Raw genomic sequence first — 26811 nt, forward strand, 5'->3', positions numbered from 1 at the left:
CACCCCGTTTTATTGTTCCAAAAATACACACATTCGACAGATCAAACATGCGCCACCTCCATTCCGTGGGCACCGCCCATCATCAGGCCGATCTCATCCACCGTCAGGCCTTGGGCGGGACGCGGTTCTGACAATCGCCCTTCGTTCAGCGCAGCAAAGCGGTCCGATATTTCCATCAATTCATCGAGATCCTGGGAAATCACAATAAGAGCCGTGCCATTCTCGGCCAGATCCAGCAACGCCTGCCGGATGGATGCCGCAGCGGATGCATCAACGCCCCACGTCGGCTGGTTGACGACCAGCAGATCGGGCCGTTGCAACACCTCGCGGCCAATCACGAACTTCTGCAGGTTGCCCCCCGACAGCGACCGCGCGGCATTGCCCGGCCCCGGCGTGCGAACGTCAAAATCCGAGATGATCTTTTCTGCAAACCGCCTCGCGGCAGGCCAGTTCAACATCCCGCCGTTGTCCAACCCTTCACGCGCGGCCCCGGTCAGCATGGCGTTTTCGGTCAATGACATATCAGGGGCTGCCGCATGGCCAAGCCGTTCTTCCGGGGCGGTCAGAATGCCCATCGCCCGACGCGGGGTGGGGCCCAGAACACTGACATCCTTGCCTTGGAAATTGATCATGCCGGGCGCGGTCAGCATCTCACCTGACAGGGCGGCCAACAGTTCATCCTGGCCGTTGCCCGCGACACCGCCGATCCCCAAAACTTCACCGCGCCGCACCTGCACTGATATCTCTCGCAACGGCATCCCAAAAGCGCTGGGGGATTTGGCGGACAGCGCTTTGAGGTCAAGCACCACGTCGCCCGGTGTTTTGCCCGCGCGGGTCGGGGTTTGCAACACCGTGCCCACCATCAATTCCGCCATTTCGCGGGCCGAGGTTTCGGACGGGGTGCATTCTCCGACAACCTTACCCAATCGCAAGATCGTGGCGCTGTCGCAAAGGGAACGAATTTCTTCCAGTTTGTGCGAAATATACAGGATTGCGGTGCCTTCCGCGCTCAATTTGCGCAGGGTCTTGAACAGAATTTCAACCTCTTGCGGCGTCAGGACGGACGTGGGTTCATCCATGATCAACAGTTTTGGTTCCTGCAAAAGGCAGCGAATAATCTCAACCCGCTGACGTTCCCCGGCGGACAGATCCCCCACCACACGGTCTGGCGACAGGGGCAGGCCATAGGTGTCAGACACATCGCGAATTTGTTGTGAAAGCGCGCTCATTTTGGGGGCGTTTTCCATGCCCAAAGCGATGTTTTCCGCCACGGTCAGCGCGTCAAAGAGCGAGAAGTGCTGAAAAACCATACCGACGCCTGCTGCGCGCGCTGCACGTGGCTCTGAGGGGGCAAAGTTTGCACCGTTCATCTGCATCTGGCCCGCATCCGGTTTCACCAGCCCATAGATCATCTTGACCAGCGTTGATTTTCCTGCGCCGTTTTCGCCCAGCAGCGCATGCACCTCTCCGGGTGCAATGCTCAGCGACACGTCGCTGTTTGCAACAACGCCGGGATAGGCTTTGGTCAGGCCAGAGAGGGTCAGAAAAGGGGCATCGGTCATACGAGGGCTTCTTTCTGGGTCAGTTGGGACATCGCCGGGGTCAGCATGTACGCGGCAACCCCCAGAGCAATGGCCTGCGGATGCTTCCCAAGCTTTGGGTCGCCAATAGGGCAGGTGATCTGGTCAATCCGGTCAGGCGCGTGACCAAGGGCGGCCAGCCGTTTGCGAAACCGGGCCCATTTGGTTGCTGAGCCAATTAGCCCGGCAAACCCAAAGTCACGAGTCAAAAGGTGGTGGCACAATTCAAGGTCATAATCGTGTTCGGGCGTCATGATGAAATGCGCCGCATCTGGTTCTGCCGCTGCCATCATGTCGGTGGAAAGACCGGCATTGGTGGCCACTGTCGACGGCAGGCCCGCAAGCAAATCGGCGCGCGGATCGGACAGGTAAACGCGAAATTGAGGCAAGGGGGCCAGCACGGTGGCCAGTGCATGGCCGACATGACCTGCACCGTAGATCACAACCTGACGCTGCGTCCGCCAAACCGCTTCGGCCAGCCAGCCATTCTGATAGGTCAGCGGCAAGGGCGTGCCATGGTGTTCAGCGCGCGTCAGTTTCCGCTTGAGGGTGGCGGGCATTGGGCCTGCGTCCTTGCTCACCGGGCGTGCCCAGACACCTGCGAATTCAGGGTCCATGTCGTGGAACCGGGCCAGGTCAAATACTTCTGTCACAACGCTCACAGCACCGCCGCAGCATTGATTGAGCGCGGGACCAAGGGCCGCATGGCGCAGCCTTGTTGTACTGCCATCGGACAGCATCTCGCGTGCCTCTTTCATGCTTTGCCATTCCAACTGTCCGCCGCCAATCGTTCCAAGACTGCCGGCTTGCCAAACCAGCATCGACGTGCCCGCCGCGCGGGGCGCTGAGCCCTTGACCTGCACCAAGATGATGCGCGCCACCTTGCCGTTAGCCTTGATTGCTGCGCCAAGAGCGTCCCGGTCAAACATCACCCGCGCGCCCGTTGACATGCGGCCAAAACAGCCTCGGCTGTGGCCGGGGTTTGCAGGTCGCCATAGTTTGTGCCACAGGCATTTGCCGCATCAGACAGGGCCATGAAAGCAGAGATGCCCAGCATCAGGGGCGGCTCCCCCACGGCTTTTGATTTATAGATCGTGTCCACCCGGTTTGGGGCGTCCCAAAGGGCAACGTTAAAAACATCAGGCCGGTCTGAGCAGGCGGGAATTTTGTAGGTCGAAGGCGCGTGGGTTTTCAGTGCGCCGTGATCATCCCAAACCAGTTCTTCAGTGGTCAGCCACCCCGCGCCCTGCACATAGCCGCCCTCAAGCTGGCCAATGTCGAGCGCCGGGTTCAAAGATGCCCCCGCATCGTGCAGGATATCAGTGCGCAGGATGCGGTTTTCGCCGGTCAGGGTGTCGACAACCACTTCTGTGACCGCCGCGCCATAAGCAAAATAATAGAACGGCCGGCCCCGGCCCTTGATGCGGTCCCATTCAATCTCAGGGGTTTTATAAAACCCGGTAGCCGACAGAGAAATACGGTTTTCGTAAGCCGATGCAGCAGCTTGGGCAAAGGTGATCGTCTCGGAGCCGACTTCGACCCCCCCGTCTTTGAAGCGGACGTCGGCGGGTTTGACCTGATAGCGTTCAGCCAGATGGGCGGCTATTCTGTCGCGGATGGTATCGCAGGCAATCTTGGCGGCCATGCCGTTCAGGTCCGACCCCGAAGAGGCGGCAGTGGCGGAGGTATTTGGCACCTTGCCGGTATCTGTGGCAGTGATCTTGATCGCCTCAAGCGGCAGGCCAAAACGCGAGGCGGCAACTTGCGCAACCTTTTGGAACAACCCTTGCCCCATCTCTGTGCCACCGTGGTTGAGATGCACAGAACCGTCCTGATAGACATGCACCAACGCGCCCGCCTGGTTCAGGTGGGTCAGGGTAAATGAAATGCCGAATTTGACGGGGGTCAGCGCGATGCCGCGCTTTAGGATGGGTTGCTCTGCATTCCATTTGGCGATGTTCAATCGGCGGGCCTCATAATCTGAGGTGTCAGCCAATTTGTCGGTCAACGCGTTGATGATGCAATCGGTAATCGGCTGGTGGTAGGGGGTGGTTTGCAGGTCTGCCAGGTCTGTCTGTATCACGTCGGTATTGTGGCTGTCCTGCGTGGGTGCAGGCGGCGCGCCGCGCGAGGACAGATCGGCGTCCCCGACCGGCGGCGTGCGGTGGTCAATCGCTGTGCCGGTGTCCGCAACAACCGGGGTGTCCACATTGTCGGCATAGTAATTGACGCGGCGCACGGACAAGGGATCTGCCCCCAGATGATGCGCGATATGGTCCATGACCTTTTCAATGCCGACGACACCCTGCGGCCCGCCAAACCCGCGAAAGGCGGTGGCAGATTGGGTGTTGGTCTTGAGCCGGTGCGAGGTGATGCGGACATGGTCGAGATTGTAAGCATTGTCAGCATGCAACATCGCGCGGTCCGCCACAGGCAGGCTGAGGTCCATGGCCCAACCGCAACGGGCGTATTGCGCGAAATCAACGGCAGTGACGCGCCCATCATCATCAAACCCGACGGTATAATCGACGCGAAAATCGTGGCGCTTGCCCGTTACGATCATGTCGTCATCGCGGTCATAGCGCATCTTGCAGGGCCGTCCGGTGGTCATCGCCGCGACGGCGCAGGCCACGGCGAGGGCGTTGCCCTGGCTTTCCTTACCGCCAAAGCCGCCGCCCATGCGCCGGGTTTCGACCCGCACCGCATGCATGGGCGCGCCGATGGCATGGGCCACCTTGTGCTGAATTTCGGTGGGATGCTGGGTCGATGAATGCACGGCCATATCGCCGTTGTCCTGAGGCAGGGCGAGGGCGGCCTGACCTTCGAGATAGAAATGTTCCTGTCCGCCGATATCAATGCTGCCGCTCAAGGTCCGGGTGGCGGATGACAGGGCGGCCGTGGCATCGCCTTTTTGATAGACGCGCGGGCCGTCCTCAAACCGGGAGTCAGCCGCAAGGGCATCTTCGATGCTGAGGATCGGGGGGGATTTGGAGATGTCGATATCGCCCTGTCGCGCCGCGTGCCGTGCGGCAAGATGGCTGGTGGCTATCACCAGAAACAGTGGCTGACCGACGTAATGCACGGTGCCGGTCGCCAGCAGCGGTTCGTCGTGGTTTGACGGGGACACATCGCAGTCATGTTCAAGATCATCAGCGGTCAGAACAGCAACCACACCCGGCGCGCTTTTGACCTTTTCCAGATTCATCGCGGTAATGGTGCCAGCGGCCACGCTGCTGAGCCCAAAGGCCAGATGCAGGGTGCCGCGCGGGGTTGGGATATCATCTACATACCGGGCGGCACCCGTTACATGCAGGCGGGCAGCGTCATGGGGCAGAGGCTTGGCGACGCTCATGAGGAAACCTCCATCAGGTTTGTCGCGGTTCCCGTCGCCTCGTGCAGATAGCGCAGCAGCATGTTTTGGGCCGATTGCAGCCGGTAGCCAGCCGAGGCGCGCATGTCAGACAGCGGTTGGAAATCATCCGCCATGGCCGCCATTGCTGTCCGCATGGTGGCTTGCGAAAAGGATTGCCCGACCATCGCAGCCTCTGCGGCGCTGGCGCGTTTTGGGGTGGCGGCCATGCCGCCATAGGCAAGGCGGGCGGCCGTGATGGTGTCGCCATCGCGGGTGATGTTGAGACATCCGCAGACCGCTGAAATGTCCTGATCAAAGCGTTTGCTCAGTTTGTAACAGCGCAGGGTATCGGGCTGTTTGGGAATGCTCACGGCTTCTACAAATTCGCCGGGGATGCGGTCTTGTTTGCCATAGGCGATGAAGAAATCCTCAAGTGGCAGGCTGCGCCGGGTGTCGCCATGGCGCAGGTGCAGGGTTGCGTTCAGGGCAATCAACGCAGGCGGGCCGTCCCCAATGGGCGAGCCATTCGCAATGTTGCCGCCCAAGGTCGCGGCGTTGCGGACCTGGACCGAGCCGTAGCGCCGGATCATCGCGGCAAAGCTGGGGAAATGTGGCGCGATGGCGGCTTCGACGTCCGTCAGTGTGGTCATGGCACCGATGCGAATTTCATCGTCGGTTTCGGTGACCCCGCGCAGGTCCGCGCATTGGTTGAGGAATACAACCGCCCCGAGATCGCGGAAATGTTTGGTGACCCAGAGGCCGACATCGGTGGCCCCGGCAATCAGGGTCGCATCGGGGTTTGCGGCGTACCATTTTGCGAGGTCATCGGATGTTTTGGGCTGGGCTGACTGGGGGGCCAGCCCCCCAGTCAGCCCAGCGGTATTTTTGGAACAATGAAGCGAAAGGTTTTTCAGGTGCTCAGGCACAGGCGCATCTTTGGCCGCCTCGGCGGCGCGGATGATCGGGGCGTAGCCGGTACAGCGGCACAGGTTGCCCGCCAGTTGCACATCGTGGTCCGTGGCCCCGTTCAGGTGGGCGGTGGCCATTGAAACAACAAAGCCGGGGGTGCAAAACCCACATTGGCTGCCGTGGTGGTCGATCATGGTTTGTTGTACCGGGTGCAGGGTGCCGTCCGGTGCAGCGATGCCTTCAACCGTGGTCACGTGTTTGCCGTTGATCTGGGGCAGGAAGAGAATACAGCCGTTCAGGGCGCGCGATCCGTTCTCGTCTGTGATCATGACCGAACACGCGCCGCAGTCGCCCTCGTTGCAGCCCTCTTTTGTTCCGGTCAGGCCGCGGTCTTCACGGAGCCAGTCAAGCAGGGTTGTCGTGGGCAAGACGTCTGTCAGCGCTACGGTCTCTCCGTTGAGAAGAAACGTGATGTCCATGTGATTGACCTGCCGCGGTACTTAAGGGACCTTTGAGCGCGCCGTTCGATGCGACGTAGAACGGTGCGCGGCCATTAATCTGATCAAAGCGTAGTCGGCAGCAGTTCGTTCTGGCAACAGATTTTTTTGCGTTGGCTGCACAATGGATCGGTTGCACGCCAAAAACGCTGTTGCAATCCCCTGTCGCGCGTATTGGCATGTTTGCCATGCTTTCAGAGAGTTAGATCAAAGAGCATTGCCGGAGTTTACCGCTGATTAATTGATTAACGGGGACGGACCTTCAAATTTTTACGAAAAATGATGAGCGCACTATTGCTACAGTTTTGATGAAAGAACCGCCATTGCCTGCTGGCACCTACGGCACCACTGGCTTAGTCTGATTGCATGACCAATGACCCCCGATTCATTCACCTGCGTACCCATTCCGAGTATTCGTTGCTGGAAGGGGCGTTGCGGTTGAAAAAGCTCCCTGAGATGTGTCGCAAGGCGGGGATGCCGGCGATGGCATTGACCGACACCAACAACATGTTTGCCGCACTGGAATTTTCCGTCGCGATGGCGGGGGCAGGTGTGCAGCCCATCATCGGCTGTCAGGTTGATCTGGCCTATGTTGAGACCCAGCCGGGCGAGCGACCCCGTGATCCGGCGGCAGTGGTGCTGTTGGCGCAATCAGAGGTCGGGTATGAGAACCTGATGAAGCTGAACTCCTGCCTTTATATCGACAAGGGCGGTGCAATCCCACAGGTCACACTGGCAGAGTTGGAGAACCATTCCGCTGGCGTCATCTGTTTGACCGGGGGGCCAAAGGGGCCGGTGGGACAGTTGTTGCAGAATGCGCAAAAGGCGGCCGCAGAGGCGCTGATGGCGCGGCTGCAAGGGGCGTTTGGTGACAGGCTTTATATCGAGTTGCAGCGCCATCCGGGCGAAGACGGACAGCCCGAGAACGAGCGTCTGACCGAACGTGAATTTGTTGAAATGGCATATGCGATGGGCATTCCGTTGGTGGCAACCAATGATGTCTATTTTCCGGATGCCAAGATGTACGAGGCCCACGATGCGTTGATCTGTATCGCGGAAGGTGCCTATGTCGATCAGCAAGAGGCACGCAGGCGGCTGACCGCACAGCATTATTTCAAGACACAGACCGAAATGGTGACACTGTTTGCGGACCTTCCCGAAGCGGTGGCCAACACCGTCGAGATCGCCAAACGCTGCGCCTTTATGGCGTATCGCCGCGATCCGATCCTGCCGAAGTTTGCGGACAATGAGATCGAGGAGTTGAAGGCACAGGCCCATGCCGGTCTGAAAGATCGTTTGGCGGTGATCCCCCACGCGACCAGCGTTGAAGAGTACGAAAAACGGCTCGATTTTGAACTGGGGATCATCGAGGGCATGGGCTTTCCCGGCTATTTCCTGATCGTTGCGGATTTCATCAAATGGGCCAAAGACAACCATATACCGGTGGGACCGGGACGTGGGTCGGGTGCGGGGTCACTGGTGGCCTATGCGTTGACGATCACCGATCTGGACCCGCTGCGCTACAACCTGCTGTTTGAGCGGTTTTTGAACCCGGAACGTGTGTCGATGCCCGACTTTGACATCGACTTTTGCATGGACCGCCGCGAGGAGGTGATCCAGTACGTTCAAAAAAAATACGGGCGCGATAAGGTAGGTCAGATCATCACCTTTGGGGCGCTTTTGTCCAAGGCGGCGGTGCGCGACATTGGAAGGGTGTTGCAGATGCCTTACGGGCAGGTGGACCGTCTGTCCAAGATGATTCCGGTCGAAGGGGTCAAACCCGTTTCCATCGAAAAGGCGCTGGCGGATGAACCGCGCCTGCGCGAGGAAGCACGCAACGAAGAGGTCGTGGCGCGGTTGCTCGAATACGGTCAGCAGGTTGAGGGGCTGTTGCGCAACGCATCGACCCACGCGGCGGGGGTGGTGATTGGGGACAGGCCGCTGGACGCGCTGGTGCCGCTTTATCAGGACCCGCGGTCGGACATGCCCGCCACCCAGTTCAACATGAAATGGGTGGAACAGGCGGGGTTGGTCAAATTCGACTTTCTGGGCCTGAAAACCCTGACGGTGATCCAGAATGCGGTTGATCAAATCCGCGCTTCGGGACGGCATCTGCATATCGCGCAGGATGGCACCGAATTGTTTGCGCCGGTTGAGGGGCTGATCGACGATATCGCGACGATCCCGTTGGATGATGAGGCGTCTTACAAGCTTTATGCATCGGCCAAGACTGTGGCGGTGTTTCAGGTGGAATCGAGCGGCATGATGGATGCGCTGAAACGGATGAAGCCGACGTGTATTGAGGACATTGTGGCGCTTGTAGCGCTGTATCGCCCCGGCCCGATGGAGAATATTCCGACCTATTGCGAGGTGAAGAATGGCAAGAGGGAGCTGGAATCAATCCACCCGTCGATCGACCATATTCTGGCCGAGACCCAAGGCATCATCGTCTATCAGGAACAGGTGATGCAGATCGCGCAAGTCATGGCGGGATATAGCCTTGGTGGTGCCGATCTGTTGCGCCGGGCGATGGGTAAAAAAATCGCCGAAGAGATGGCCAAGGAACGCCCCAAGTTTGAAAAGGGCGCGATGGAAAACGGGGTGGACAAGAAAAAGGCCACCGAGGTTTTCGACCTTCTTGAGAAATTCGCTAACTACGGGTTCAACAAATCACATGCGGCGGCCTATGCGGTGGTCAGCTATCAGACCGCATGGCTGAAGGCGAACCATCCGGTGGAATTTATGGCCGGCGTGATGAACTGCGATATTCACTTGACCGACAAGCTGGCAGTGTATTTCGAGGAGGTCCGCAAGCGCATGGAATTGCCTTGGGTGCCGCCTTGTGTGAACCGGTCTGATGCGACGTTCAAGGTTGTCGACAATGCCTTGGTCTATGCGCTGGGCGCGCTGAAAAACGTCGGCACCGAGGCGATGAAACTGATCACCGAAGGACGCAAGGTTGACGGGGTTGACCGCCCCTTTGCCACGCTCTTTGATTTGGCGCGGCGGGTTGATCTGAAGCGGGTGGGCAAGCGGCCGCTTGAAATGCTGGCGCGGTCCGGAGCCTTTGATCAGCTTGATCCGAACCGGGCCCGCGTGTTTCAGGCGCTTGATCCGCTGGTGAATTATTCCGCCGCGATCCATGAACAAAAAGCCAGCAATCAGGTGTCGCTTTTTGGTGAGGCGGGCGATGACCTGCCGGAGCCGCGCATGATGCCCCGCGATGATTGGGAAGCCGCCGAGCGGTTGACCGAAGAATTCAAGGCGGTCGGTTTTTATCTGTCCGGGCATCCGCTGGATGACTATATGACGCCGCTGAAACGCAAGTGGGGCAATGACCGGGGCGTGCCGTTTCTGACGCTTGACGAGTTGACCGAAAAGGTCGCCACACGTGGTGCGATGAACGCGCGGCTGGTTGGCGTGGTGGCGGGACGGCAGGAACGCAAATCGGCGCGCGGAAATCGGTTTGCCTTTGCCCAGATGTCTGACCCCACCGGGGCTTATGAGGTCACGCTGTTCTCGGACACGCTTGAGGCGGCGCGGGATCATCTTGAGACGGGATCAAAAGTGATCGTTACGGTTGAGGCCACGATGGAGGCCGATCAACTGAAATTGCTGGGTCGGTCGGTAGGACCGGTTGATCTGGCCATTGGGGACGTCAGCGCCCTTGGATTGAAGGTATTTGTTAACGCTCCTGATGCAATTGCTGCTGTGCGGGACGTGTTGGAAGGGGCGCGCAATGCCGCCAAATCCGCAGGGCGCGGTCCGGTGCAATTGTGCCTGATGGACCCAAGCCTGCCCGGTGAGGTCGAGGTTGATCTGGGGATCGAATATCCTGTGACGCCACAGATCAAGGGCGCAATCCGGTCGCTGGAGGGCGTTTGGGAGGTTGAGGAGCTTTGATCAGTAATGCGGCGGGCGTTCGTCGCCCATCACAGCCGCCCCACCGGTTGACGCCTCACGTTCGCCTTCGCGCTGCATCAACATGTGCACCCGGCGGTTCAGGGTCACAATCTCGGCCTCTTGGCGCGCCACGATATCGCTGAGGTCTTCGACCGTGCGGTTGAGATGGGCGATTTGTTCTTCGAGCTTTTCCATGGGCGCGGCATAGCATGGGTTTTTGTCCGAGATAAGGGGGTAAAGCGGTGGTTTGCTTGCCCTTGCCAAGGGCTTGGGCTAGACGCGGGGCGCGACATGACGCGTCAAGGATCATCAAACATGGCCAAGCCAAAAAAGACCCCGCGCCCCAAGGCCGAAACGCCCAAAGGTTTCCGCGATTATTTCGGCGCTGAGGTAACGCAGCGCGCTGAAATGCTTCGCAAAATCGCGGCGGTTTATCATCGCTATGGCTTTGACGCGCTGGAAAGTTCCGGGGTCGAGACGGTCGAGGCGCTGGGCAAGTTCCTGCCAGATGTGGACCGCCCCAATGAGGGCGTTTTTGCATGGCAAGAGGATGCCGATAGCGACAAGCCCGGCGAGTGGCTGGCGCTGCGGTACGACCTGACGGCCCCCTTGGCCCGCGTGTATGCACAGCATCAGAATGATTTGCCCAAGCCCTACCGTCGTTATGCGATGGGCCCGGTGTGGCGCAATGAAAAGCCCGGTCCGGGGCGGTTCCGCCAGTTTTATCAATGCGATGCGGACACGGTTGGGTCGGGGAGTGTCGCCGCCGATGCTGAGATTTGCGCGATGCTGGCCGATTGTCTGGAAGAGGTCGGGATTGAGCGCGGGGATTACATCGTTCGGGTGAACAACCGGAAGGTGTTGAACGGGGTGATGGAAGTTGCGGGCTTGGCTGGCGACGACAAAGAGGCCGAGCGTGGAATTGTGCTGCGCGCGATTGATAAGTTGGATCGGCTGGGGCCTGAGGGCGTTCGCGCGCTTTTGGGGGAAGGGCGCAAGGACGAGAGTGGGGACTTTACTGGTGGTGCTGGGTTGGGTGAAGAACAGGCAGAAATGGTAATCAACTTTATCGAGGCCGGGTCGGTGGTAGCCCGGCCGGGGACAGGACAAATCATTACAAAGGGCTTCGCGCCGTTTGTCTACGCGGGTCCTTTGTCCAGCAGCGCCGTGGCAACGATCAATAAACTGCGCAAGCTTGTAGAGGGATCGAATATTGGAAAGCAAGGCGTCGATGAGCTTGAGGAAATCGCGACGCTCCTCGCCGCCCAAGGCTACGGCCCTGACCGCATCGTCATCGACCCTTCTGTCGTTCGGGGCCTCGGCTACTACACCGGCCCGGTCTTTGAGGCTGAACTCACGTTTGAGATCAAAGACGAGAAAGGCCGCACCCGTAATTTCGGCTCTGTCGCAGGCGGCGGGCGGTATGACGATCTGGTCAAACGCTTCACCGGGCAAGAAGTCCCGGCGACCGGGGTGTCCATTGGTGTGGACCGCCTGTTGGCCGCATTGGATGCCAAAGGGCGTTTGGATAAATCCGCAGACGGTCCCGTTGTCGTCACGGTCATGGATAAAAACCGTATGGCCGACTACCAAAAAATGGTCGCTGATTTGCGCAAGAAAAAGATTCGTGCCGAAGTTTACCTCGGCAATCCCAAGAACTTTGGCAACCAGCTCAAATACGCCGACAAACGAGGCAGTGCGGTGGCGATCATCCAAGGGGCGGATGAGCATGAAAAAGGCGTGGTGCAGATTAAGGATCTGATCCTTGGGGCCAAAATCGCGGAAAATGCGACGCATGAGGAATGGAAAGACCTGACCAATCAATACGAAGTGCCGCGCGATCAGATGGTTGCGAAAGTGCTTGAAATTCTGGCCTTGTACCGCTGATGCCAACCCGGTCTGAAACACTGCTCAAAGCGGCGGCGTTGCGCGCGGTTTTTGAGGGGCAGGGGGCTGCCGTGGTCGAACCTCCGATTCTGCAATCGGCTGAAACCTTGCTGGATTTGTACGGCGAGGACATTCGCGCGCGCGCCTATGTGACGTCTGATGCGCTGCGCGGGGAACAGATGTTGCGGCCTGATTTCACCGTGCCTGTGGTGCAGATGCACATGGCGCATGGCGCGGACCCGGCGCGTTATACCTACGCGGGCGAAGTGTTTCGCCGTCAGGAACATGACCCCAGCCGCGCCAATGAGTACATCCAGGTTGGCTATGAAGTTTTTGACCGGACCGACCCCGCAGCCGCGGATGCCGAGGTCTTTGCGCTGATCAGTGATGCGTTGGCAGGGCTGCCCGTCCGTCCGGTGACCGGGGACATTGGCGTCTTGATGGCGGCGGTGGATGGTCTGGACACCACGGATCGGCGCAAACAAGCGCTGATGCGCCACATTTGGCGGCCCCGGCGGTTTCGGGCGTTGTTGGACAGGTTTTCGGGCCGCGTGCCGATGCCAGCAACCCGCGCGGCGTTGCTTGCCGGGGAGGTGTCCAGCGCCGCACCCCTGATTGGTCTGCGGTCTACTGCTGAGATTGAAGCGCGCATTGCAGCGCTGCAAGAAGACGCGGCGACCCCGGCGATATCGCTCAAGCAGGTCCAGTTGATCGAGGCGTTGCTGGACGTGCGCGCTTCAATGCCACATGCGCTCAGCCGCTTGCACGATCTAGCTGTTGACATGCCGCAGATAGGCCGCGCGGTTGCGCGGGTTGTGGCACGTGAAAAGGCGCTGCGTGCGCGTGGTGTCGATGCCGATGATCTGGTTTTTGAGGCCAGTTATGGCCGCGCGTCGATGGAATACTACGACGGCTTTGTGTTTGGATTTCGGGCCGTGGCGCGTGCCGATCTGCCTGCGATTGCCAGTGGCGGACGATATGACGCGCTGACGCGGCGGTTGGGGCAGGGCGATGCCATCCCGGCTGTTGGTGGGGTGATGCGGCCCGGTCTGATGCTGGAACTGGAGGCCGCACGATGACGCTGAAACTCGGGGTGCCGTCCAAAGGGCGGCTGATGGAAAAGACCTTTGAATGGTTTGGCGCGCGCGGGATCAGCCTGCAGCGCTCCGGTTCGGACCGCGAATATGCCGGGGCCGTTTCGGGCATTGAAAACGTGTCGTTGATGTTGCTGTCCGCAGGGGAAATTCCGCGTGAGCTGGCCGCCGGGCGGATCCATCTGGGCGTGACGGGGACGGACCTAATCCAGGAAAAGCTGGCGCTTTGGGACGATCTGGTTGAAACGGTTGAGCCGTTGAATTTTGGCCACGCCGATCTGATTATTGCTGTGCCGCAGGCTTGGCGTGATGTGGATACGCTGGATGATCTGGATGCTGCGGCAGCTGCTTTCAGGGCCGCACATGGGTTTCGGTTGCGCATTGCCACCAAATACCATCGCCTGGTGCGCGACTTCTTGCGTCACGGGGGGGTTGCCGATTACGCGTTGGTCGACAGTCAGGGGGCGACCGAGGGCACCGTCAAGAATGAAACCGCAGAGGCGATCGCGGACATCACGTCAAGCGGCGAAACCCTGCGTGCCAATCATCTGAAAATCCTCAGCGATGGGTTGATTCTGCAAAGTCAGGCGACGCTTTGGCGAAGCCGTGTTGCGGTTCAGGATGATCAGGACCGCGCGACCATGGCGGAGTTGAACAAGCGGCTGCGCTAGTTAGAAATCACGCCGCTCTTCTGCTTCACCCTTTTTCAAATACCGATGCACGCCGGTTCAAACAGGTATCCGTTCGGCAATTCAAAGCACACCGATTTCCGCAAGGGCCTGGTTCAAAGCGATGGGCAAGGCTTCCTCATTCTCGCGCCCTTCGGGAAGGTCACGCGGGGCGTCGGCAACCTGAAGATATCGCCAGCCCTGAAATGGTCTTTTCAGGCTTGATTGGGTCCGGATGAGCTTGGGTTCCAACACAATTGCGCAGCGGCGAATACCATCGCTGCCAATGACTTCATCCAGACGCAGCACCCGCTGGCGGCACTGGACCGCGCCTTTGATCACCCAATAGATTGACCCACCATTCAGGATATCAGCCTCGCGTTTTGGCCACATCCGAGTGACATGGCGCGGCAGCCCATCCGCCGTTTGCGCGCGTTTGGTGGCGTGCCAGGCGGCGAGGCCCTCGACGGTTTCAGTACCGACAGACAATTTGACGAGGTTCACGATCATAGATGGCAAAATGGCATTTCAACATTGAGTCTGCAAGTGCTATAGTTTATGATATCGCACTATGTTGTGGTTGCCGACCCTTCGCCCACAACATATAGAGTTCCCAGATTCGCCTATCCATCACTGCTTCTAAACTCAGAAAGCCCTGCCCATGTCCCGATTTTCCACCCCGATTGCCGAACAAATCTGGGATATGAAGTACCGTTTCAAGGATGCAGACGGCACGGCCAAGGACGTGACTGTCGAAGACACCTGGCGGCGCATTGCGCGCGATCTTGCGCAGGTTGAGGATGACAAGGCGGGCTGGGAAGAAAAGTTCTATTCTGCTCTGGAAGATTTCAAATATCTGCCTGCGGGCCGGATCACGGCGGGTGCTGGCACGGCGCGACGGGTGACTTTGTTCAATTGTTTTGTGATGGGTACCGTTCCAGACAGCATGGGCGGCATTTTCGACATGCTTAAAGAGGCCGCACTTACCATGCAGCAGGGCGGTGGCATCGGCTATGATTTCAGCACGATCCGGCCCAAAGGCGCGGATGTTTTGGGGGTGTCGGCGGATGCCTCTGGTCCGCTTTCATTCATGGATGTCTGGGACGCGATGTGCCGGACGATCATGTCCGCAGGCAGCCGCCGGGGCGCGATGATGGCCACGATGCGCTGCGATCACCCGGATGTAGAAGATTTCATCGCCGCCAAATCTGACCCCGCGCGCCTGAGGATGTTCAATATGTCGGTGTTGATCACCGATCCTTTCATGGCCGCCGTCAAGGCCGATGGCCCATGGGACCTGATGTTCAATGGCAAGGTCTATCACACGGTGCAGGCGCGTGATCTGTGGAACAGGATCATGAAGGCGACCTATGATTTTGCCGAACCCGGTGTGATTTTCATCGACCGGATCAATGCCGCCAACAATCTGAACTATTGCGAAACCATTGCCGCGACCAACCCTTGCGGCGAACAGCCGTTGCCACCCTATGGGGCATGTCTGCTGGGGTCGATCAACATGGCGCGTCTGGTTTCGGATCCGTTTGAGGACGCCGCACACCTTGATCTGGACGCGCTCAATGATCTGGTCGCGACGGCAGTTCGGATGATGGACAATGTGGTTGATGTGTCCAGGTTCCCGCTGCCAGAGCAGGAACGCGAAGCGCAGCAAAAGCGGCGTATTGGCTTGGGTGTCACCGGGCTTGCCGATGCGTTGCTGATGGTCGGGCAACGTTATGGTAGTGATGAGGCTGCGGCGCAGACCGAAGAATGGCTTAAGGCGATTGCGCGGGCGGCCTATTTGGCCAGTGTTGAATTGGCAAAGGAAAAGGGCGCGTTCCCCTTGTTTGACGCCGATGCGTTTCTGGCGTCTGGCACCATGAAGCAGATGGACGATGATGTGTGCAAGGCGATCCGCAAACACGGCATCCGCAATGCCTTGCTGACCTCTATCGCACCCACCGGCACGATCAGCCTTTATGCGGGCAATGTATCCAGCGGGATCGAACCGGTCTTTGCCTATGCCTACACCCGCAAGGTGCTGCAAAAAGACGGCAGCCGCACGGAAGAAGAAGTCATCGACTATGCTGTGAAGATGTGGCGTGATCTCAAAGGCGATACGCCTTTGCCGGATTATTTTGTCAATGCTCAGACCCTCGCGCCACTTGACCACGTCAAGATGCAGGCGGCAGCGCAGAAATGGGTCGACAGCTCGATCTCCAAGACCATCAACTGTCCCGAGGACATCAGCTTTGACAGTTTCAAGGACGTCTACATGGCGGCTTGGGATCAGGGCTGTAAGGGTTGCACGACCTACCGGCCGAATGACGTGACCGGATCGGTGTTGAGTGTCTCGGAAGCCACGGACAAGGCCCCGTCAGACAGTCCCGATCAGGTCACGGAAGGCGGCGAGGTTGTCTATATGTCCGAACCGCTGGACCGGCCGAATGAGCTGGAAGGGGCGACCTACAAGATCAAATGGCCTGACAGTGAACATGCGCTTTATATCACCATCAATGATGTGGTGATCAGCGGGCATCGTCGTCCGTTTGAGGTGTTCATCAACTCCAAGAACATGGAGCATTTTGCCTGGACGGTGGCGCTGACCCGGATGATTTCGGCAGTGTTCCGGCGTGGCGGTGATGTTTCGTTTGTGGTGGAGGAGTTGAAAGCGGTGTTTGATCCGCGTGGTGGCGCGTGGATGCAAGGCAAATACATTCCCTCCATCCTTGCGGCGATTGGTGGCGTGATTGAACAGCACATGATCGCCACCGGGTTTATCGCGGGCGAGGGCATGGGGTTGAAGGTTGATCCGCAGGCCAAGGTCGTCGGGCTGGACGCGCCGCGAGGCAAGGCGTGTTCATCCTGCGGTCAGTATGACTTGCGCATGATCGAGGGGTGCATGACTTGTGGGTCCTGTGGTCACTCAAAATGTGGCTGATCGATCAAGGCAACAGTGTTGTGGGACACACCATAAAATGACCATTCTGTAGGTTTTTTGTCCATTCTGACGCATGATTAATGACCATCGACAGCGAGAGCTGTCGGTGGTTTCTTTTGATTACAGCACGTTATGGGGATTCGTGCTGTGATCGCCGTTCTCATGATTCCTTCAGTGACTGAGAATTGGATGGCGTTGACGTAGACAAATTCTTGTTCTCTATACGTTCCAAGGTTCCGGGACCTTTCATATCAATCTCTCTGCCAGACCACAGGTCAGGCAGCCGGTGAAAGGGCAAGCCCTGTGCCGGGATCTGAAAGGAATCCGCTATGCTGAAATCGACTATCCCCTTTGCGAACATCCGCTTCTTTGATGACGTCCCCACCGTGAGTAGGCTGGAAATGCGGTTCACCAAATTTCTAAGGCAGCTACGCGACCGGCGGGAAACTGAGCGACTGATCGAGGCCAAAGTTGAAGGCGGATCTGACGAAACTCTTGACCTATTTCCAAGCGGCCTTTCATCTGAAGACAAGATGAGGATCGCAAATCGTGCCGTAAATTATGTCGACCGTTTGGACGCCGCGACCGGAATGCAGCATCTTAAGGCCGACGATCGCAAAGCACTGCGCAGACTGAAGGACGGTGTCACGGTTTCGAGGGTTCCGACCGAGCATGACGCGGATGTCTTGGCGGCTACCCTCCACGAGGAGATGCCATGGATGGGACCGGCCACCGAGCATATCTGGCACGCCCTCCGGAAATCTGTTCGCGAGGACCTTCCCGGTTTCCAGTTTGCCCCTCTGCTTTTACTCGGCCCGCCTGGCATCGGGAAGTCGCACTGGGCGCGCAGGCTGGGTAAGTTGCTTGAAGTGCCGACCACGGTCGTGGAGGCCACGGGAGAGCCTGCATCTTTTGCCCTTATCGGATCACAACGGGGCTGGGGAAATGCCGGGCCTGGTAAGATCATGGAGACGATCCTCAGAGAGAAATGCGCCAGCCCGGTCATGGTCGTTGATGAGGTCGAAAAGGCAGGGGGAGTTAACTCGGAGAAAGGACTGCGGTTCAGTTTGACCGACGCCCTCTTGCCACTTTTGGAAAGGATGACGGCCTCGACGTGGCAGTGCCCCTACTTCCGCGTTCAGTTTGATCTCTCGTGGGTGGGATGGATCCTGACCGCCAACAGTCTACACGGCCTTCCCGAACCCCTTCTGAGCCGTTGCCCACCGCTGGAACTCGCTCAGGTATCAAAGCAGCACCTTATCGGTTTTGCGCAACGTTTGGGTAAGGTGCACGACCTTCCTGATGAAGCGATCGCTACTATCGAAGAGATCATCCGGTCGTGTCGTGGGGATATCGGGGTGCCGAGCCTGAGAACTGTTAAGCGGATGATCGAACGGGCAGAAATCGCTTACGTTCGCCCGTTGCTGCATTGATCAGTGTTTCCCGTCCGTTGCGATGTAGGTTCGACGTGACTGCTGTAACTTGAGTGGTAAGCGGTCGTTCGCTGCATTTGCGCGGGCTCTGGCCAATCTCAAGGAAGCTGCCGTTCATATGGCGGTCGAACTCAAAAATGCTGCATTCGATCTAATGGCGGCAGAGAGCCCTCTTTACCGGATGCTGCAGATGGAACGAACGTCAGCTTTTTTTCGTTCCTGTTTCGGGCTTCCGAAGCGGCACGCACTTCTACGATGGGTTCAAAATTAAAAGCATTCGTAAAGTTCTAAGGACACATTTCACCTGTTTCAGTCCAGCGAAGCTATCAGAATTACGACTTCAAGCAGACCAGTTCTTTGTCAAACTTGAGTTGAAGGGATAGCTTTTGGCAGATGCGCAGCAAGACGATGTGTGGGACGTTTTACGCCCCACACAGTTTATCATGGATTACTGGGTGCTGGTTGGTCGTGCAGGAACTCGAAAAACGCGACCACGGACAGGATCACCCCAATAACTGCGGCATTCCAGGTTACCAACCTATCGGCGAATTCGGCAAGCCATGGAGCGAGAAACACACCAAGTCCCAGAACAAGGCCCAAGTACGGCGGCATCAGATTATGTCTGCTACAACTGTAACCTGCAATGACGAGAGCCAGAAAGCCCGAAATCATCAGCAGCCCTGCCTCACCGACGAACAGATCGCTTTTGGCTGCCTCGCCCGCAGAAAGCAAAAATGGGGATAACATCAGCCATAGGCCGGATGCAGCAAAGGTCCATCTGAACACTGCACGGTGCTGCACGGGGCGTACTCTGAAATCGGGCATCATGCGTCGATGTCCGGATCGGCAAGCATGCCAAGATCAACAGCAATGGCCATCTCTTCGTCGTTTATTAAACCATCACCATCTGTGTCCATTTCGCGGAATAGTTCCTCCGTGAGTTCTGGGTAAGAAACCAACAGCTCCGAAAGCGACGCCATCCCATCTCCATCGGTATCAATCTCGGTTGTCATAGCATTTGCAGAGAAAGCAACAGAAGCCGCAAGCGCGGCAACAAGAGTTACGTTTTTCATGGGTTTTCCAATTGAAACAGTGCCGTCCATTTTGGACAGCATCTATTAAGTTATATATGCACGCAGACGAGACAGCCCGCAGACACATGCCTGCGGGCCTTGTTTGCGGTTGGTTTACATCATGCCGCCCATGCCACCCATGCCGTCCATACCGGACATGCTGTTCCCGCCAGCTTTCGCTGGTTTGTCAGCAACCATCGCCTCGGTGGTGATCAACAGCCCCGCAACTGACGCGGCATATTGCAGTGCAATCCGAACGACCTTGGTCGGGTCGATGATGCCAGCTTTGAGCATATCGCCGTACTGTTCTGACTGCGCATCATAACCAAACGTCTTGCTGGTGTTCTCGATGATCTTTCCAGCAACGACCGATCCATCAACACCTGCATTTTCAGCGATTTGACGCAGAGGTGCCTGCAGCGCTTTGCGAATGATCGCGATCCCAGCCGACTGATCCGGGTTGTCACCTGTAAGGCCCTGCAAGACCTTGCCAGCATGCACCAATGCGACACCACCACCCGGTACGACTCCTTCTTCGACAGCCGCGCGTGTTGCGTTTAATGCGTCGTCAACACGGTCCTTACGTTCCTTCACCTCGATCTCGGTCGCACCGCCGACCTTGATTACCGCAACACCACCAGCAAGTTTGGCGAGGCGCTCTTGCAGTTTTTCTTTGTCGTAATCGGAATCCGTATCTTCAAGCTGTGCGCGGATCTGCGTGACCCGTGCTGCGATTTCCGACTTTTCACCAGCCCCATCAATGATGGTCGTCGTGTCTTTGGTAATGTTGATCTTTTTGGCGTCGCCCAGCATGTCCATCGTAACATTTTCAAGCTTGATGCCCAGCTCGTCTGAGATAACTGTGCCGCCTGTAAGAACGGCAAGGTCTTGCATCATCGCCTTGCGGCGATCCCCGAAGCCGGGTGCTTTGACGCCAGCGACCTTCAGTCCACCACGCAGTTTGTTCACAACAAGCGTTGCAAGCGCTTCGCCGTCGATGTCTTCGGCGATGACCAAGAGCTGCTTGTCCGCCTGCATGACGGCTTCAAGCAAAGGCACCATTGGTGCCAGCGATGTCAGCTTTTTCTCGTGAAGCAGGATGACACAGTCTTCGAGGTTTGCCGTCATTTTGGCAGGTTCCGTGACGAAGTAAGGGCTGAGGTAGCCGCGATCAAATTGCATGCCCTCAACAACTTCGGTCTCTGTCTCAAGACCTTTGTTCTCTTCGACGGTAATAACGCCTTCGTTACCGACCTTTGCCATCGCGTCAGCGATCTGTTGACCGATTGCTTCTTCGCCATTGGCAGAGATGGTGCCGACTTTCGCAATCTCAGCCGTATCACCCACTGGACGTGACATGGTTTTGATCTCGGCAACAACAGCGGTGACAGCTTTATCGATGCCACGTTTCAGATCCATCGGGTTCATCCCCGCCGCAACTGATTTCATGCCTTCCTTAACGATTGCTTGCGCCAGAACTGTCGCTGTGGTTGTACCATCGCCAGCCTCATCATTGGTGCGGGATGCGACGTCCTTAACGAGCTGCGCACCCATGTTTTCAAAGGGGTCCGACAGTTCGATTTCCTTGGCGACTGTAACGCCGTCCTTGGTGATACGGGGCGCACCGTAGGACTTGTCGATCACCACATTGCGGCCCTTTGGCCCCAGCGTGACTTTTACAGCGTTGGCAAGTGTGTTGATGCCCTTGAGCATGCGGTCACGAGAGTCCGTGCCGAATTTGACGTCTTTTGCAGACATGTCGGTATTCCTATTTGAAAATTATGTGAAAGAGACAGCGTCGTTCAGGCCATAATGCCCAAGATGTCGCTCTCCTTCATGATCATCAGCTCTTCGCCGTCGATCTTAATTTCAGTGCCAGACCATTTGCCGAACAGGATTTGATCGCCCGCTTTGACGTCCATCAAAATGCGTGCGCCAGTTTCATCTTTGGCACCTGCACCGACCGACACAACTTCACCGCGTTGCGGTTTTTCCTTGGCCGTTTCGGGGATGATCAATCCGCCAGAGGTCTTTTCGTCTTCTTCGATGCGGCGCACCAAGACACGGTCATGTAGGGGGGTAAACAGCATGGAAATACTCCTTTTGAAGATTTCCGGATATGGGTGGCATGCTTAGAGACGTATTGGCACTCGCCACGCCTGAGTGCCAATATTGTTGAGTTGGCTATGGTGAGAGGTGACTACAATAGGGCCAAGAAGTATATTTCATCGAAAGTGCTTTTTCCGAGAATGAGCCTCGTTGCAGTCGACCTCAAAGCGTTACTTCACCTTTTTACCAGCAATGGAAAGATCAGCTTTTCCCGCGTTGGAATTCGATGTCGCCAACACTTTCGGCTTTTCTTGCTTTGGCTTCTTTGCCTCTTTGTTACTGTTTTTACCTTTGGCCATGGAATGTCCTTCCAAATTGCAGCGATCCGGTGCCGGAATGGCAGCGGCTTGACTGCGGTCGTCCACCCATTGCCCATACAAGGCGCAGGATGCTGTTGGCTGGTGAGGGCTACGCAGACGTGCCTGCTTTTTCGGCGGCCTCGTCTATCGCTTTTTGTTGCCCACGTGAAATGGTCGAGATCGGCGTTCCAAACACCGCGTTTGCCGCAGCATAATCCTGTGCTGTATCAATCTCGGTCCAGTTCAATCCGGTGATATCAAGCGCACGAAAGACCGTCCCTTGCATCACAAGCCGCGCATAAGCGGCCTCGTAATAGTCCTGAAAATGCTCTCTGTTTTCCATCATCTCGTCGAGTTCCGCAAAAAGCAGGGGACCCGTCTTGGCGCTGATTTTCTCGATCCCAACGGACTCGCCGAGTGCCAGCTTGGGATCAACGGACTTGCCGACCTCAAGCACCTGCATCTGATCATCCGTGATTACTTTCACCTCTTCATCCTCAAGGGCGATATTGCGGTCAATGCACAAGACGTTTGCATGGTCGCTATCAACAAGCTGGCGCAGAATTTTCACGTCAAACACCACGTCTGCATCGAACTTGATGAACTCGGACGTCCCAATCGCAGCTGCTGCGAGCATCAAGGAATAGCCCGTATTGGTGTCGCGGTAGCGGTCGTTGATCACATAGGTGACACGAATGCCGCGAAAGGTTTTGTCGACGAATTGCTTGATCTCGTCCGCCCTATGACCCAAGACCAATACGAACTGGGACATGCCGCAGCTCAGGCAATTGCGGATCATCCTTTCCAGAATGACAGACCCGCCTACAGACAGCAGGCTCTTTGGGCAATTGTCGGTCAGCGGGGCGAGCCGCGAGCCGATGCCTGCGGCCAGAATAACGGCCATGGGCGGGCGATTGATTTCGTTTTTCATATCGTTGTTTCCTATATGAGGCTGAATGAGAGGTGCTATTTTGGGAGGGCCCTTTTTTGGTTCTCGCCAATATTCTTGCCTCTGAGCCAAGACTTGTAGGTGCCCCAGAACAGTTGGCTGGCCGCAAAAACCCAAAGCATCGGGATGAGTTGGTCAAAGACGAGGGCGGCAGAAAGCATGAAGATGAACACACCTTCATCGAAGGCGAATACTTTGCGTTGCTCGTGCAGAAACCACGTCCAGTTGGCGCGCAGGCCAAAACTCAAGCCCGCTGCTGTTTCCACCTGTTTCAGACGCGCCATATCCTTGGGATAATTTGGATCACGGGCCGTTTCGATCTCAAGGGCCACGTATTTGGCGTATCCGCGCAACCCGTAGAACGCGATGCCGATCATGGCGAGAAAGACGGGAACCACACTGGCTGTTTGAGCATACGCGGCGTAACCAACGGCCCCAAACCAAAGCGTGACTTGGACCTGATCGGTCAGGCGATCATAGTAGCTGCCTTCGGGTGAGGAAACGCGATGATACCGCGCCATTTGTCCGTCCATACAATCAAGGATGTGGCTGAGGTGGATCAGAACTGCCGCCGCGATGAAACATGCCGTGCCCCCAACAAGAATCCCGATGCTCGCCACCACAGCCACCAAGAATGAAGCCGCCGTGATCCACGGCACCTCGACGGCAGCGTAATTGGCAAGGATTCCCAGCGGTGCCGTGGCAAACGACGACCACCATTCATCGTCTTTGGTCTTGGTAGCCCAAAGCTGTGTCAGCTTACCTGTCATGACACCACCTTCGCTTGCTGGCGATCTGGCGTAGGCAACATGACCAAGGTTGCCGCTTTTGGCCGGACGGGGGCGACAAGTTCAGCGGCCTCAGCCTGCAACGTCAGCAACACGTCTTTGAGAGCGGCAAGGAAAAACCGGATGTCGTAGTCGGACAGCTCACCGATATTGCCCACCTGAAAGACCTTGCCCGCAAAGCACCCTTTACCTTCGTAGATGATGATCGATTTCTCCCGCAGCCGGTCGCGTAGATCGGCTACTGAAATCGATGGTGGCACCCGCACCGTAGTCAGGATCGAACACATGTCCGCCTCGTCGATCAAGAAGTCGAGGTTCAGCCTGCGCATGCCTTCACGCAGCAGATCCGCACGGGCCTTGATGCGCGCATAGCGTTTGATCACACCTTCCCGCAGGATATCTTTCAGCGCCTGATCCAGAGCAAAGAACAGCGGCACAGCGGGTGTATTCGGTGTCTGGCTGTGATGTTTCAGAAAAGCGTAAAATGTAGCGAGGTTAAGGTACGTCGTCTTCGCCGCATGGTGCTTCAGCCGTTTGAAGTGCTTTTTCCGTCCCACAACAAAGGACAAGCCGGGATAAGAACCGATGGCCTTGGAACTGGAACTGGACACAAACGCGATATGGCACGCCTCCATGTCGATCACCTCGGCACCCACAGAACTGACACCATCGACCACAAACAAGGCCCCAGCCGCTTTGGCCAAGGCACCGATTTCTGCCAACGGGTTCAGCATCCCCGAACACGTCTCGTGATGGACTATCGCAACGACATCGATCTTATGGGCCGTCAGATACGCGGCAATTTGGACTGGATCGAACGGTGTACCCCAAGGTATTTCAATCAGATGGGTGTGCTTGTTGTGGATGCACGATGTCTTGTGCAGCCGCCCGCCAAATTCGCCATTCGATAGGATCAGGATCGCGCCTTTGCCAACTACAGAAGACAGGATCGCCTCGTTTGCCGCAGTGCCGGAACCGGTGATCACTACAGCACGGTATCGCGCGCGGTTTCTGATCTGAAACAGCGAGAGCAGTTTGTGTTCGATACCGCCCAGTAGCGCATCAAAATCAGGTTCGCGGTGGCAGATGTCCTGTTTGCAGATGGCCGTGCGCAGGGTTTCGGCCACGTTCACAGGGCCAGGGGTGAAAAGCAGATACTTGTCTAACATTTGTCATGCTCCAACCGCCACATGACCGGAGCCATGAGGCAGTCACGCCCATGATACGTTCGCGCCCGAGGGTCGGCCGGAGACATCGAGAGGGCACAAATCGAGTTCGAAAGCGCAGCACCTAAGGGGGGGGCTGTTGATAAATCGTCCGGAAATTGAACGTTTGCAGAAATAATTCGCAAAATAAGCAAAAGACACCTGATCCCGGCAATACGTGCGGATCAGGCGGGCCTCATATGCTGTAAAACAGCCTCAGAACAGTAGTAGAGCGAAATCGAAGGTCGCAAGGGGCGGCCAACGCACAACTTTTTGGGTGGCGTTGGGTTTTGACAGGAAACATCCGGCTGCAGTTTCAGACATCCTGATCTGCTACGATTGACCTTAGAAGAACGTGTCGGCGCTTTGATAGAGAGTCCGAGGATCAAGCCGTATGGACAAACGGGTCAGATAGCAAGGAATAGATGCAATCTACCCGGTGATATGAATAGCGAGGACTTCCCAACTCCAAGGTTCCGCTTGACCAGAGACCTGCTGAAACCTACCCCATCCTATTCATGGATCACACCAGCCCCCTATTGCGCCAGTCTGTCGAACTTGCTCCGTTGAGTGAACTCATTGATCGCTACGATGGTATACTCTGCGACATTTGGGGTGTGCTCCACAATGGGGATGCCGCGTTCAGCGATGCCGTCGATGCGTTGTGGAGCGCCCGTGCCTCTGGTCGGTTTGTTATTCTGATCACCAATGCGCCAAGACTGTCCAAAGATATCTACCCTCAGTTGGCGCGTCTTGGTGTTCCGAGAGACGCATTCGATACAGTCATAACATCTGGCGACGTGACCGCGCAGTTGATTGCCAAACAACCCGACGCGCCATTGTTCCACTTTGGTCCGGAGCGGGATAAATCCATTCTGGAGGGTCTGACAAACCCGATTGTCGATCACTCAGACTCCAAGCTATGCCTGCTGACCGGTCCGCTGGACGACACGATTGAGACTACTGATATCTACCACGACCTTCTTGAGCAAATGCACGAAAACGCCGTCGAGATGATTTGCGCAAATCCCGATTTGGTTGTGCGATGCGGCAACCGCATGGTGATCTGTGCAGGCTCTATCGCACAGCGCTATGCACATCTGGGTGGCAAAGTCAGCTTTGCAGGAAAGCCGGAACCGGCAATTTATGAAGAGGCGTTGAGAAGAGCAGCTTCCTTGACGGGTCGAGATATCCCGAAAAGCAGATTGCTGGCCATCGGTGATGGGTTGGCAACAGATATCAAAGGCGCTGCTGACAACGGGTTTGATGTCTATTTTATTGTAGGTGGCATTCATGCAAGTGAGTTTGACGAGCTGAATGCACAGGAGGCTGTAAACCGCATCAAGAAAAGGTTCCTCGGACTCAACCTCGTCGGGGTCAGTGATCGCTTAAGCTGGAGCTGAACTTTCCTGAGTATGGGCGGTACACGCAATCAAGCAGGTTTTGAGGTGGTATTTCCTTTCAGCTGGAAAAATGCCCAACAGCCAGGATTGAACTGCCATGTGTCTGTTTAAAGCTACTTAATTTGTTAACAGCTACCGGTTTTTGTGTTGCCAATATCGGATCCCATTTCTCTCAGGCAAGAAATCTATAAAGATAACCTCTATTTCCAAATGCGGTCATTGGCGCAAGTGCAGCGAAAGCTCGGTTTGTCCGCATTGTGTGACTTTACCCACCATCTGGTTGTGCGGTTGCGGCGAAAGTCCGCAATGAGTGGCCGCACTGCAGCATGATCGAGGCGGGGCAAAGGCAGCTTTGGGCCGTTCAATACGACGCAGGGGAGCGCCAGAATTCGACAGCACTATTGAACTCGGTCCCATAAAAGGCGGAGGCTTCGGACCCCAAAGGGTCCCCGCAAAACCGGCCCACCCTTTTAGCGCATTCGAAAAACCCTGGCGCGGGAAGTCCACCTCTTGCCTTGCTGATAACCAACGCTGCTATCAATGGCCGAGAGGCGGCAGCATCCTCTTCTATCAGGCATTCGAGGGCCGCTGTCAGCTGGTGAATGATATTTGGGGGCGAAAGTTCAAGGGCCTTTGCGAGTGCTTGGTGTCTGACGTCAGCACCCTTGGGACAGATTTGAGGATTTGAATAAGGGAGGATTTCTGGTTCATCTTATCGATTAGG

General features: G+C 56.9%; 21 protein-coding genes. 7 read left to right on the top strand and 14 right to left on the bottom strand.

The window, feature by feature from the left end; translation table 11 throughout:
* Nucleotides 1–41 precede the first annotated feature (41 nt).
* The 4 genes from ACEWL3_RS18105 to xdhA are packed head-to-tail and all read right to left on the bottom strand — an operon-like array spanning nucleotide 42 to nucleotide 6320.
* Nucleotides 42–1562: an ABC transporter ATP-binding protein gene (locus tag ACEWL3_RS18105; protein ID WP_386184872.1), complete on the bottom strand. Its 1521-nt coding sequence runs from the start codon at nucleotides 1560–1562 to the stop codon at nucleotides 42–44.
* Nucleotides 1559–2530, bottom strand: a complete 972-nt coding sequence (gene xdhC, locus ACEWL3_RS18110) for a xanthine dehydrogenase accessory protein XdhC (RefSeq protein ID WP_386184869.1) — start codon at nucleotides 2528–2530, stop codon at nucleotides 1559–1561. Before xdhC ends, ACEWL3_RS18105 begins: the two co-directional genes overlap by 4 nt.
* The gene (xdhB, locus tag ACEWL3_RS18115; RefSeq protein ID WP_386184867.1) at nucleotides 2509–4932 is read right to left on the bottom strand and encodes a xanthine dehydrogenase molybdopterin binding subunit; all 2424 of its coding nucleotides are present in this window, start codon (nucleotides 4930–4932) and stop codon (nucleotides 2509–2511) included. The genes xdhC and xdhB overlap by 22 nt, the downstream gene beginning before the upstream one ends.
* A complete protein-coding gene (xdhA, locus tag ACEWL3_RS18120; protein ID WP_386184864.1) occupies nucleotides 4929–6320 on the bottom strand; it encodes a xanthine dehydrogenase small subunit in 1392 nt (463 codons plus the stop codon). Before xdhA ends, xdhB begins: the two co-directional genes overlap by 4 nt.
* A gap of 384 nt (nucleotides 6321–6704) precedes the next feature.
* On the opposite strand from xdhA, the gene dnaE reads away from it, so the two are divergent.
* Nucleotides 6705–10241: a DNA polymerase III subunit alpha gene (gene dnaE / locus ACEWL3_RS18125; RefSeq protein ID WP_386184862.1), complete on the top strand. Its 3537-nt coding sequence runs from the start codon at nucleotides 6705–6707 to the stop codon at nucleotides 10239–10241.
* Here the strand turns inward: dnaE and ACEWL3_RS18130 are convergent, their stop codons facing one another.
* On the bottom strand, nucleotides 10242–10436 hold the full coding sequence (locus ACEWL3_RS18130) for a SlyX family protein (RefSeq protein ID WP_386184860.1): 195 nt from the start codon (nucleotides 10434–10436) through the stop codon (nucleotides 10242–10244).
* A gap of 120 nt (nucleotides 10437–10556) precedes the next feature.
* Here ACEWL3_RS18130 and hisS point away from each other — a divergent pair, with 120 nt between their 5' ends.
* Genes hisS through hisG form a run of 3 tightly spaced genes read left to right on the top strand, consistent with a single transcriptional unit; the run spans nucleotide 10557 to nucleotide 13893 of the window.
* The gene (gene hisS, locus ACEWL3_RS18135) at nucleotides 10557–12128 is read left to right on the top strand and encodes a histidine--tRNA ligase (RefSeq protein WP_386184858.1); all 1572 of its coding nucleotides are present in this window, start codon (nucleotides 10557–10559) and stop codon (nucleotides 12126–12128) included.
* Nucleotides 12128–13207 (top strand): ATP phosphoribosyltransferase regulatory subunit, encoded by a 1080-nt coding sequence (locus tag ACEWL3_RS18140; protein WP_386184856.1) that lies wholly within the window; start codon nucleotides 12128–12130, stop codon nucleotides 13205–13207. The genes hisS and ACEWL3_RS18140 overlap by 1 nt, the downstream gene beginning before the upstream one ends.
* Complete coding sequence (hisG, locus tag ACEWL3_RS18145) at nucleotides 13204–13893, top strand: ATP phosphoribosyltransferase (RefSeq protein WP_386184854.1); 690 nt, start codon at nucleotides 13204–13206, stop codon at nucleotides 13891–13893. Before ACEWL3_RS18140 ends, hisG begins: the two co-directional genes overlap by 4 nt.
* Before the next feature lie 81 nt (nucleotides 13894–13974).
* Here the strand turns inward: hisG and ACEWL3_RS18150 are convergent, their stop codons facing one another.
* Nucleotides 13975–14400, bottom strand: a complete 426-nt coding sequence (locus ACEWL3_RS18150; protein ID WP_386184922.1) for a DUF1489 family protein — start codon at nucleotides 14398–14400, stop codon at nucleotides 13975–13977.
* A gap of 151 nt (nucleotides 14401–14551) precedes the next feature.
* On the opposite strand from ACEWL3_RS18150, the gene ACEWL3_RS18155 reads away from it, so the two are divergent.
* Entirely contained in the window at nucleotides 14552–16828 is a 2277-nt protein-coding gene (locus ACEWL3_RS18155; protein WP_386184852.1) for an adenosylcobalamin-dependent ribonucleoside-diphosphate reductase, read from the top strand.
* Nucleotides 16829–17157: 329 nt separating this feature from the next.
* Entirely contained in the window at nucleotides 17158–18261 is a 1104-nt protein-coding gene (locus ACEWL3_RS18160) for an AAA family ATPase (protein ID WP_386184850.1), read from the top strand.
* A gap of 441 nt (nucleotides 18262–18702) precedes the next feature.
* On the opposite strand, the gene ACEWL3_RS18165 is transcribed toward ACEWL3_RS18160, so the two are convergent.
* The 8 genes from ACEWL3_RS18165 to ACEWL3_RS18200 all read right to left on the bottom strand — a co-directional run bounded on the left by ACEWL3_RS18165 (nucleotide 18703) and on the right by ACEWL3_RS18200 (nucleotide 24648).
* The gene (locus ACEWL3_RS18165; RefSeq protein WP_386184847.1) at nucleotides 18703–19089 is read right to left on the bottom strand and encodes an SPW repeat domain-containing protein; all 387 of its coding nucleotides are present in this window, start codon (nucleotides 19087–19089) and stop codon (nucleotides 18703–18705) included.
* A complete protein-coding gene (locus ACEWL3_RS18170; protein ID WP_386184844.1) occupies nucleotides 19086–19334 on the bottom strand; it encodes an EF-hand domain-containing protein in 249 nt (82 codons plus the stop codon). Before ACEWL3_RS18170 ends, ACEWL3_RS18165 begins: the two co-directional genes overlap by 4 nt.
* 114 nt (nucleotides 19335–19448) lie before the next feature.
* Entirely contained in the window at nucleotides 19449–21092 is a 1644-nt protein-coding gene (gene groL / locus ACEWL3_RS18175) for a chaperonin GroEL (RefSeq protein WP_386184842.1), read from the bottom strand.
* A 44-nt stretch (nucleotides 21093–21136) separates the two neighbouring features.
* The gene (locus ACEWL3_RS18180) at nucleotides 21137–21424 is read right to left on the bottom strand and encodes a co-chaperone GroES (RefSeq protein ID WP_386184840.1); all 288 of its coding nucleotides are present in this window, start codon (nucleotides 21422–21424) and stop codon (nucleotides 21137–21139) included.
* Nucleotides 21425–21613: 189 nt separating this feature from the next.
* On the bottom strand, nucleotides 21614–21808 hold the full coding sequence (locus tag ACEWL3_RS18185) for a hypothetical protein (RefSeq protein WP_386184837.1): 195 nt from the start codon (nucleotides 21806–21808) through the stop codon (nucleotides 21614–21616).
* Nucleotides 21809–21851: 43 nt separating this feature from the next.
* Complete coding sequence (locus ACEWL3_RS18190) at nucleotides 21852–22673, bottom strand: phosphocholine cytidylyltransferase family protein (RefSeq protein ID WP_386184835.1); 822 nt, start codon at nucleotides 22671–22673, stop codon at nucleotides 21852–21854.
* Nucleotides 22674–22708: 35 nt separating this feature from the next.
* Nucleotides 22709–23461 (bottom strand): CDP-alcohol phosphatidyltransferase family protein, encoded by a 753-nt coding sequence (locus ACEWL3_RS18195; RefSeq protein WP_386184833.1) that lies wholly within the window; start codon nucleotides 23459–23461, stop codon nucleotides 22709–22711.
* The gene (locus tag ACEWL3_RS18200; protein WP_386184830.1) at nucleotides 23458–24648 is read right to left on the bottom strand and encodes a pyridoxal-phosphate-dependent aminotransferase family protein; all 1191 of its coding nucleotides are present in this window, start codon (nucleotides 24646–24648) and stop codon (nucleotides 23458–23460) included. Before ACEWL3_RS18200 ends, ACEWL3_RS18195 begins: the two co-directional genes overlap by 4 nt.
* Nucleotides 24649–25250: 602 nt before the next feature.
* Here ACEWL3_RS18200 and ACEWL3_RS18205 point away from each other — a divergent pair.
* Nucleotides 25251–26087, top strand: a complete 837-nt coding sequence (locus ACEWL3_RS18205) for a TIGR01459 family HAD-type hydrolase (RefSeq protein WP_386184828.1) — start codon at nucleotides 25251–25253, stop codon at nucleotides 26085–26087.
* Nucleotides 26088–26811 lie beyond the last annotated feature (724 nt).

The sequence above is a fragment of the Sulfitobacter sediminivivens genome, from assembly GCF_042611115.2.
In the GTDB taxonomy this organism is placed as follows: Bacteria; Pseudomonadota; Alphaproteobacteria; order Rhodobacterales; family Rhodobacteraceae; genus Sulfitobacter; species Sulfitobacter sediminivivens.

Bases quoted from the DNA above. Each gene is read 5' to 3' on its own strand.
- ACEWL3_RS18105 (WP_386184872.1), bottom strand. From the start codon at position 1,562: ATGACCGATGCCCCTTTTCTGACCCTCTCTGGCCTGACCAAAGCCTAT.
- xdhC (WP_386184869.1), bottom strand. From the start codon at position 2,530: ATGTCAACGGGCGCGCGGGTGATGTTTGACCGGGACGCTCTTGGCGCA.
- xdhB (WP_386184867.1), bottom strand. From the start codon at position 4,932: ATGAGCGTCGCCAAGCCTCTGCCCCATGACGCTGCCCGCCTGCATGTA.
- xdhA (WP_386184864.1), bottom strand. From the start codon at position 6,320: ATGGACATCACGTTTCTTCTCAACGGAGAGACCGTAGCGCTGACAGAC.
- dnaE (WP_386184862.1), top strand. From the start codon at position 6,705: ATGACCAATGACCCCCGATTCATTCACCTGCGTACCCATTCCGAGTAT.
- ACEWL3_RS18130 (WP_386184860.1), bottom strand. From the start codon at position 10,436: ATGGAAAAGCTCGAAGAACAAATCGCCCATCTCAACCGCACGGTCGAA.
- hisS (WP_386184858.1), top strand. From the start codon at position 10,557: ATGGCCAAGCCAAAAAAGACCCCGCGCCCCAAGGCCGAAACGCCCAAA.
- ACEWL3_RS18140 (WP_386184856.1), top strand. From the start codon at position 12,128: ATGCCAACCCGGTCTGAAACACTGCTCAAAGCGGCGGCGTTGCGCGCG.
- hisG (WP_386184854.1), top strand. From the start codon at position 13,204: ATGACGCTGAAACTCGGGGTGCCGTCCAAAGGGCGGCTGATGGAAAAG.
- ACEWL3_RS18150 (WP_386184922.1), bottom strand. From the start codon at position 14,400: ATGATCGTGAACCTCGTCAAATTGTCTGTCGGTACTGAAACCGTCGAG.
- ACEWL3_RS18155 (WP_386184852.1), top strand. From the start codon at position 14,552: ATGTCCCGATTTTCCACCCCGATTGCCGAACAAATCTGGGATATGAAG.
- ACEWL3_RS18160 (WP_386184850.1), top strand. From the start codon at position 17,158: ATGCTGAAATCGACTATCCCCTTTGCGAACATCCGCTTCTTTGATGAC.
- ACEWL3_RS18165 (WP_386184847.1), bottom strand. From the start codon at position 19,089: ATGATGCCCGATTTCAGAGTACGCCCCGTGCAGCACCGTGCAGTGTTC.
- ACEWL3_RS18170 (WP_386184844.1), bottom strand. From the start codon at position 19,334: ATGAAAAACGTAACTCTTGTTGCCGCGCTTGCGGCTTCTGTTGCTTTC.
- groL (WP_386184842.1), bottom strand. From the start codon at position 21,092: ATGTCTGCAAAAGACGTCAAATTCGGCACGGACTCTCGTGACCGCATG.
- ACEWL3_RS18180 (WP_386184840.1), bottom strand. From the start codon at position 21,424: ATGCTGTTTACCCCCCTACATGACCGTGTCTTGGTGCGCCGCATCGAA.
- ACEWL3_RS18190 (WP_386184835.1), bottom strand. From the start codon at position 22,673: ATGAAAAACGAAATCAATCGCCCGCCCATGGCCGTTATTCTGGCCGCA.
- ACEWL3_RS18195 (WP_386184833.1), bottom strand. From the start codon at position 23,461: ATGACAGGTAAGCTGACACAGCTTTGGGCTACCAAGACCAAAGACGAT.
- ACEWL3_RS18200 (WP_386184830.1), bottom strand. From the start codon at position 24,648: ATGTTAGACAAGTATCTGCTTTTCACCCCTGGCCCTGTGAACGTGGCC.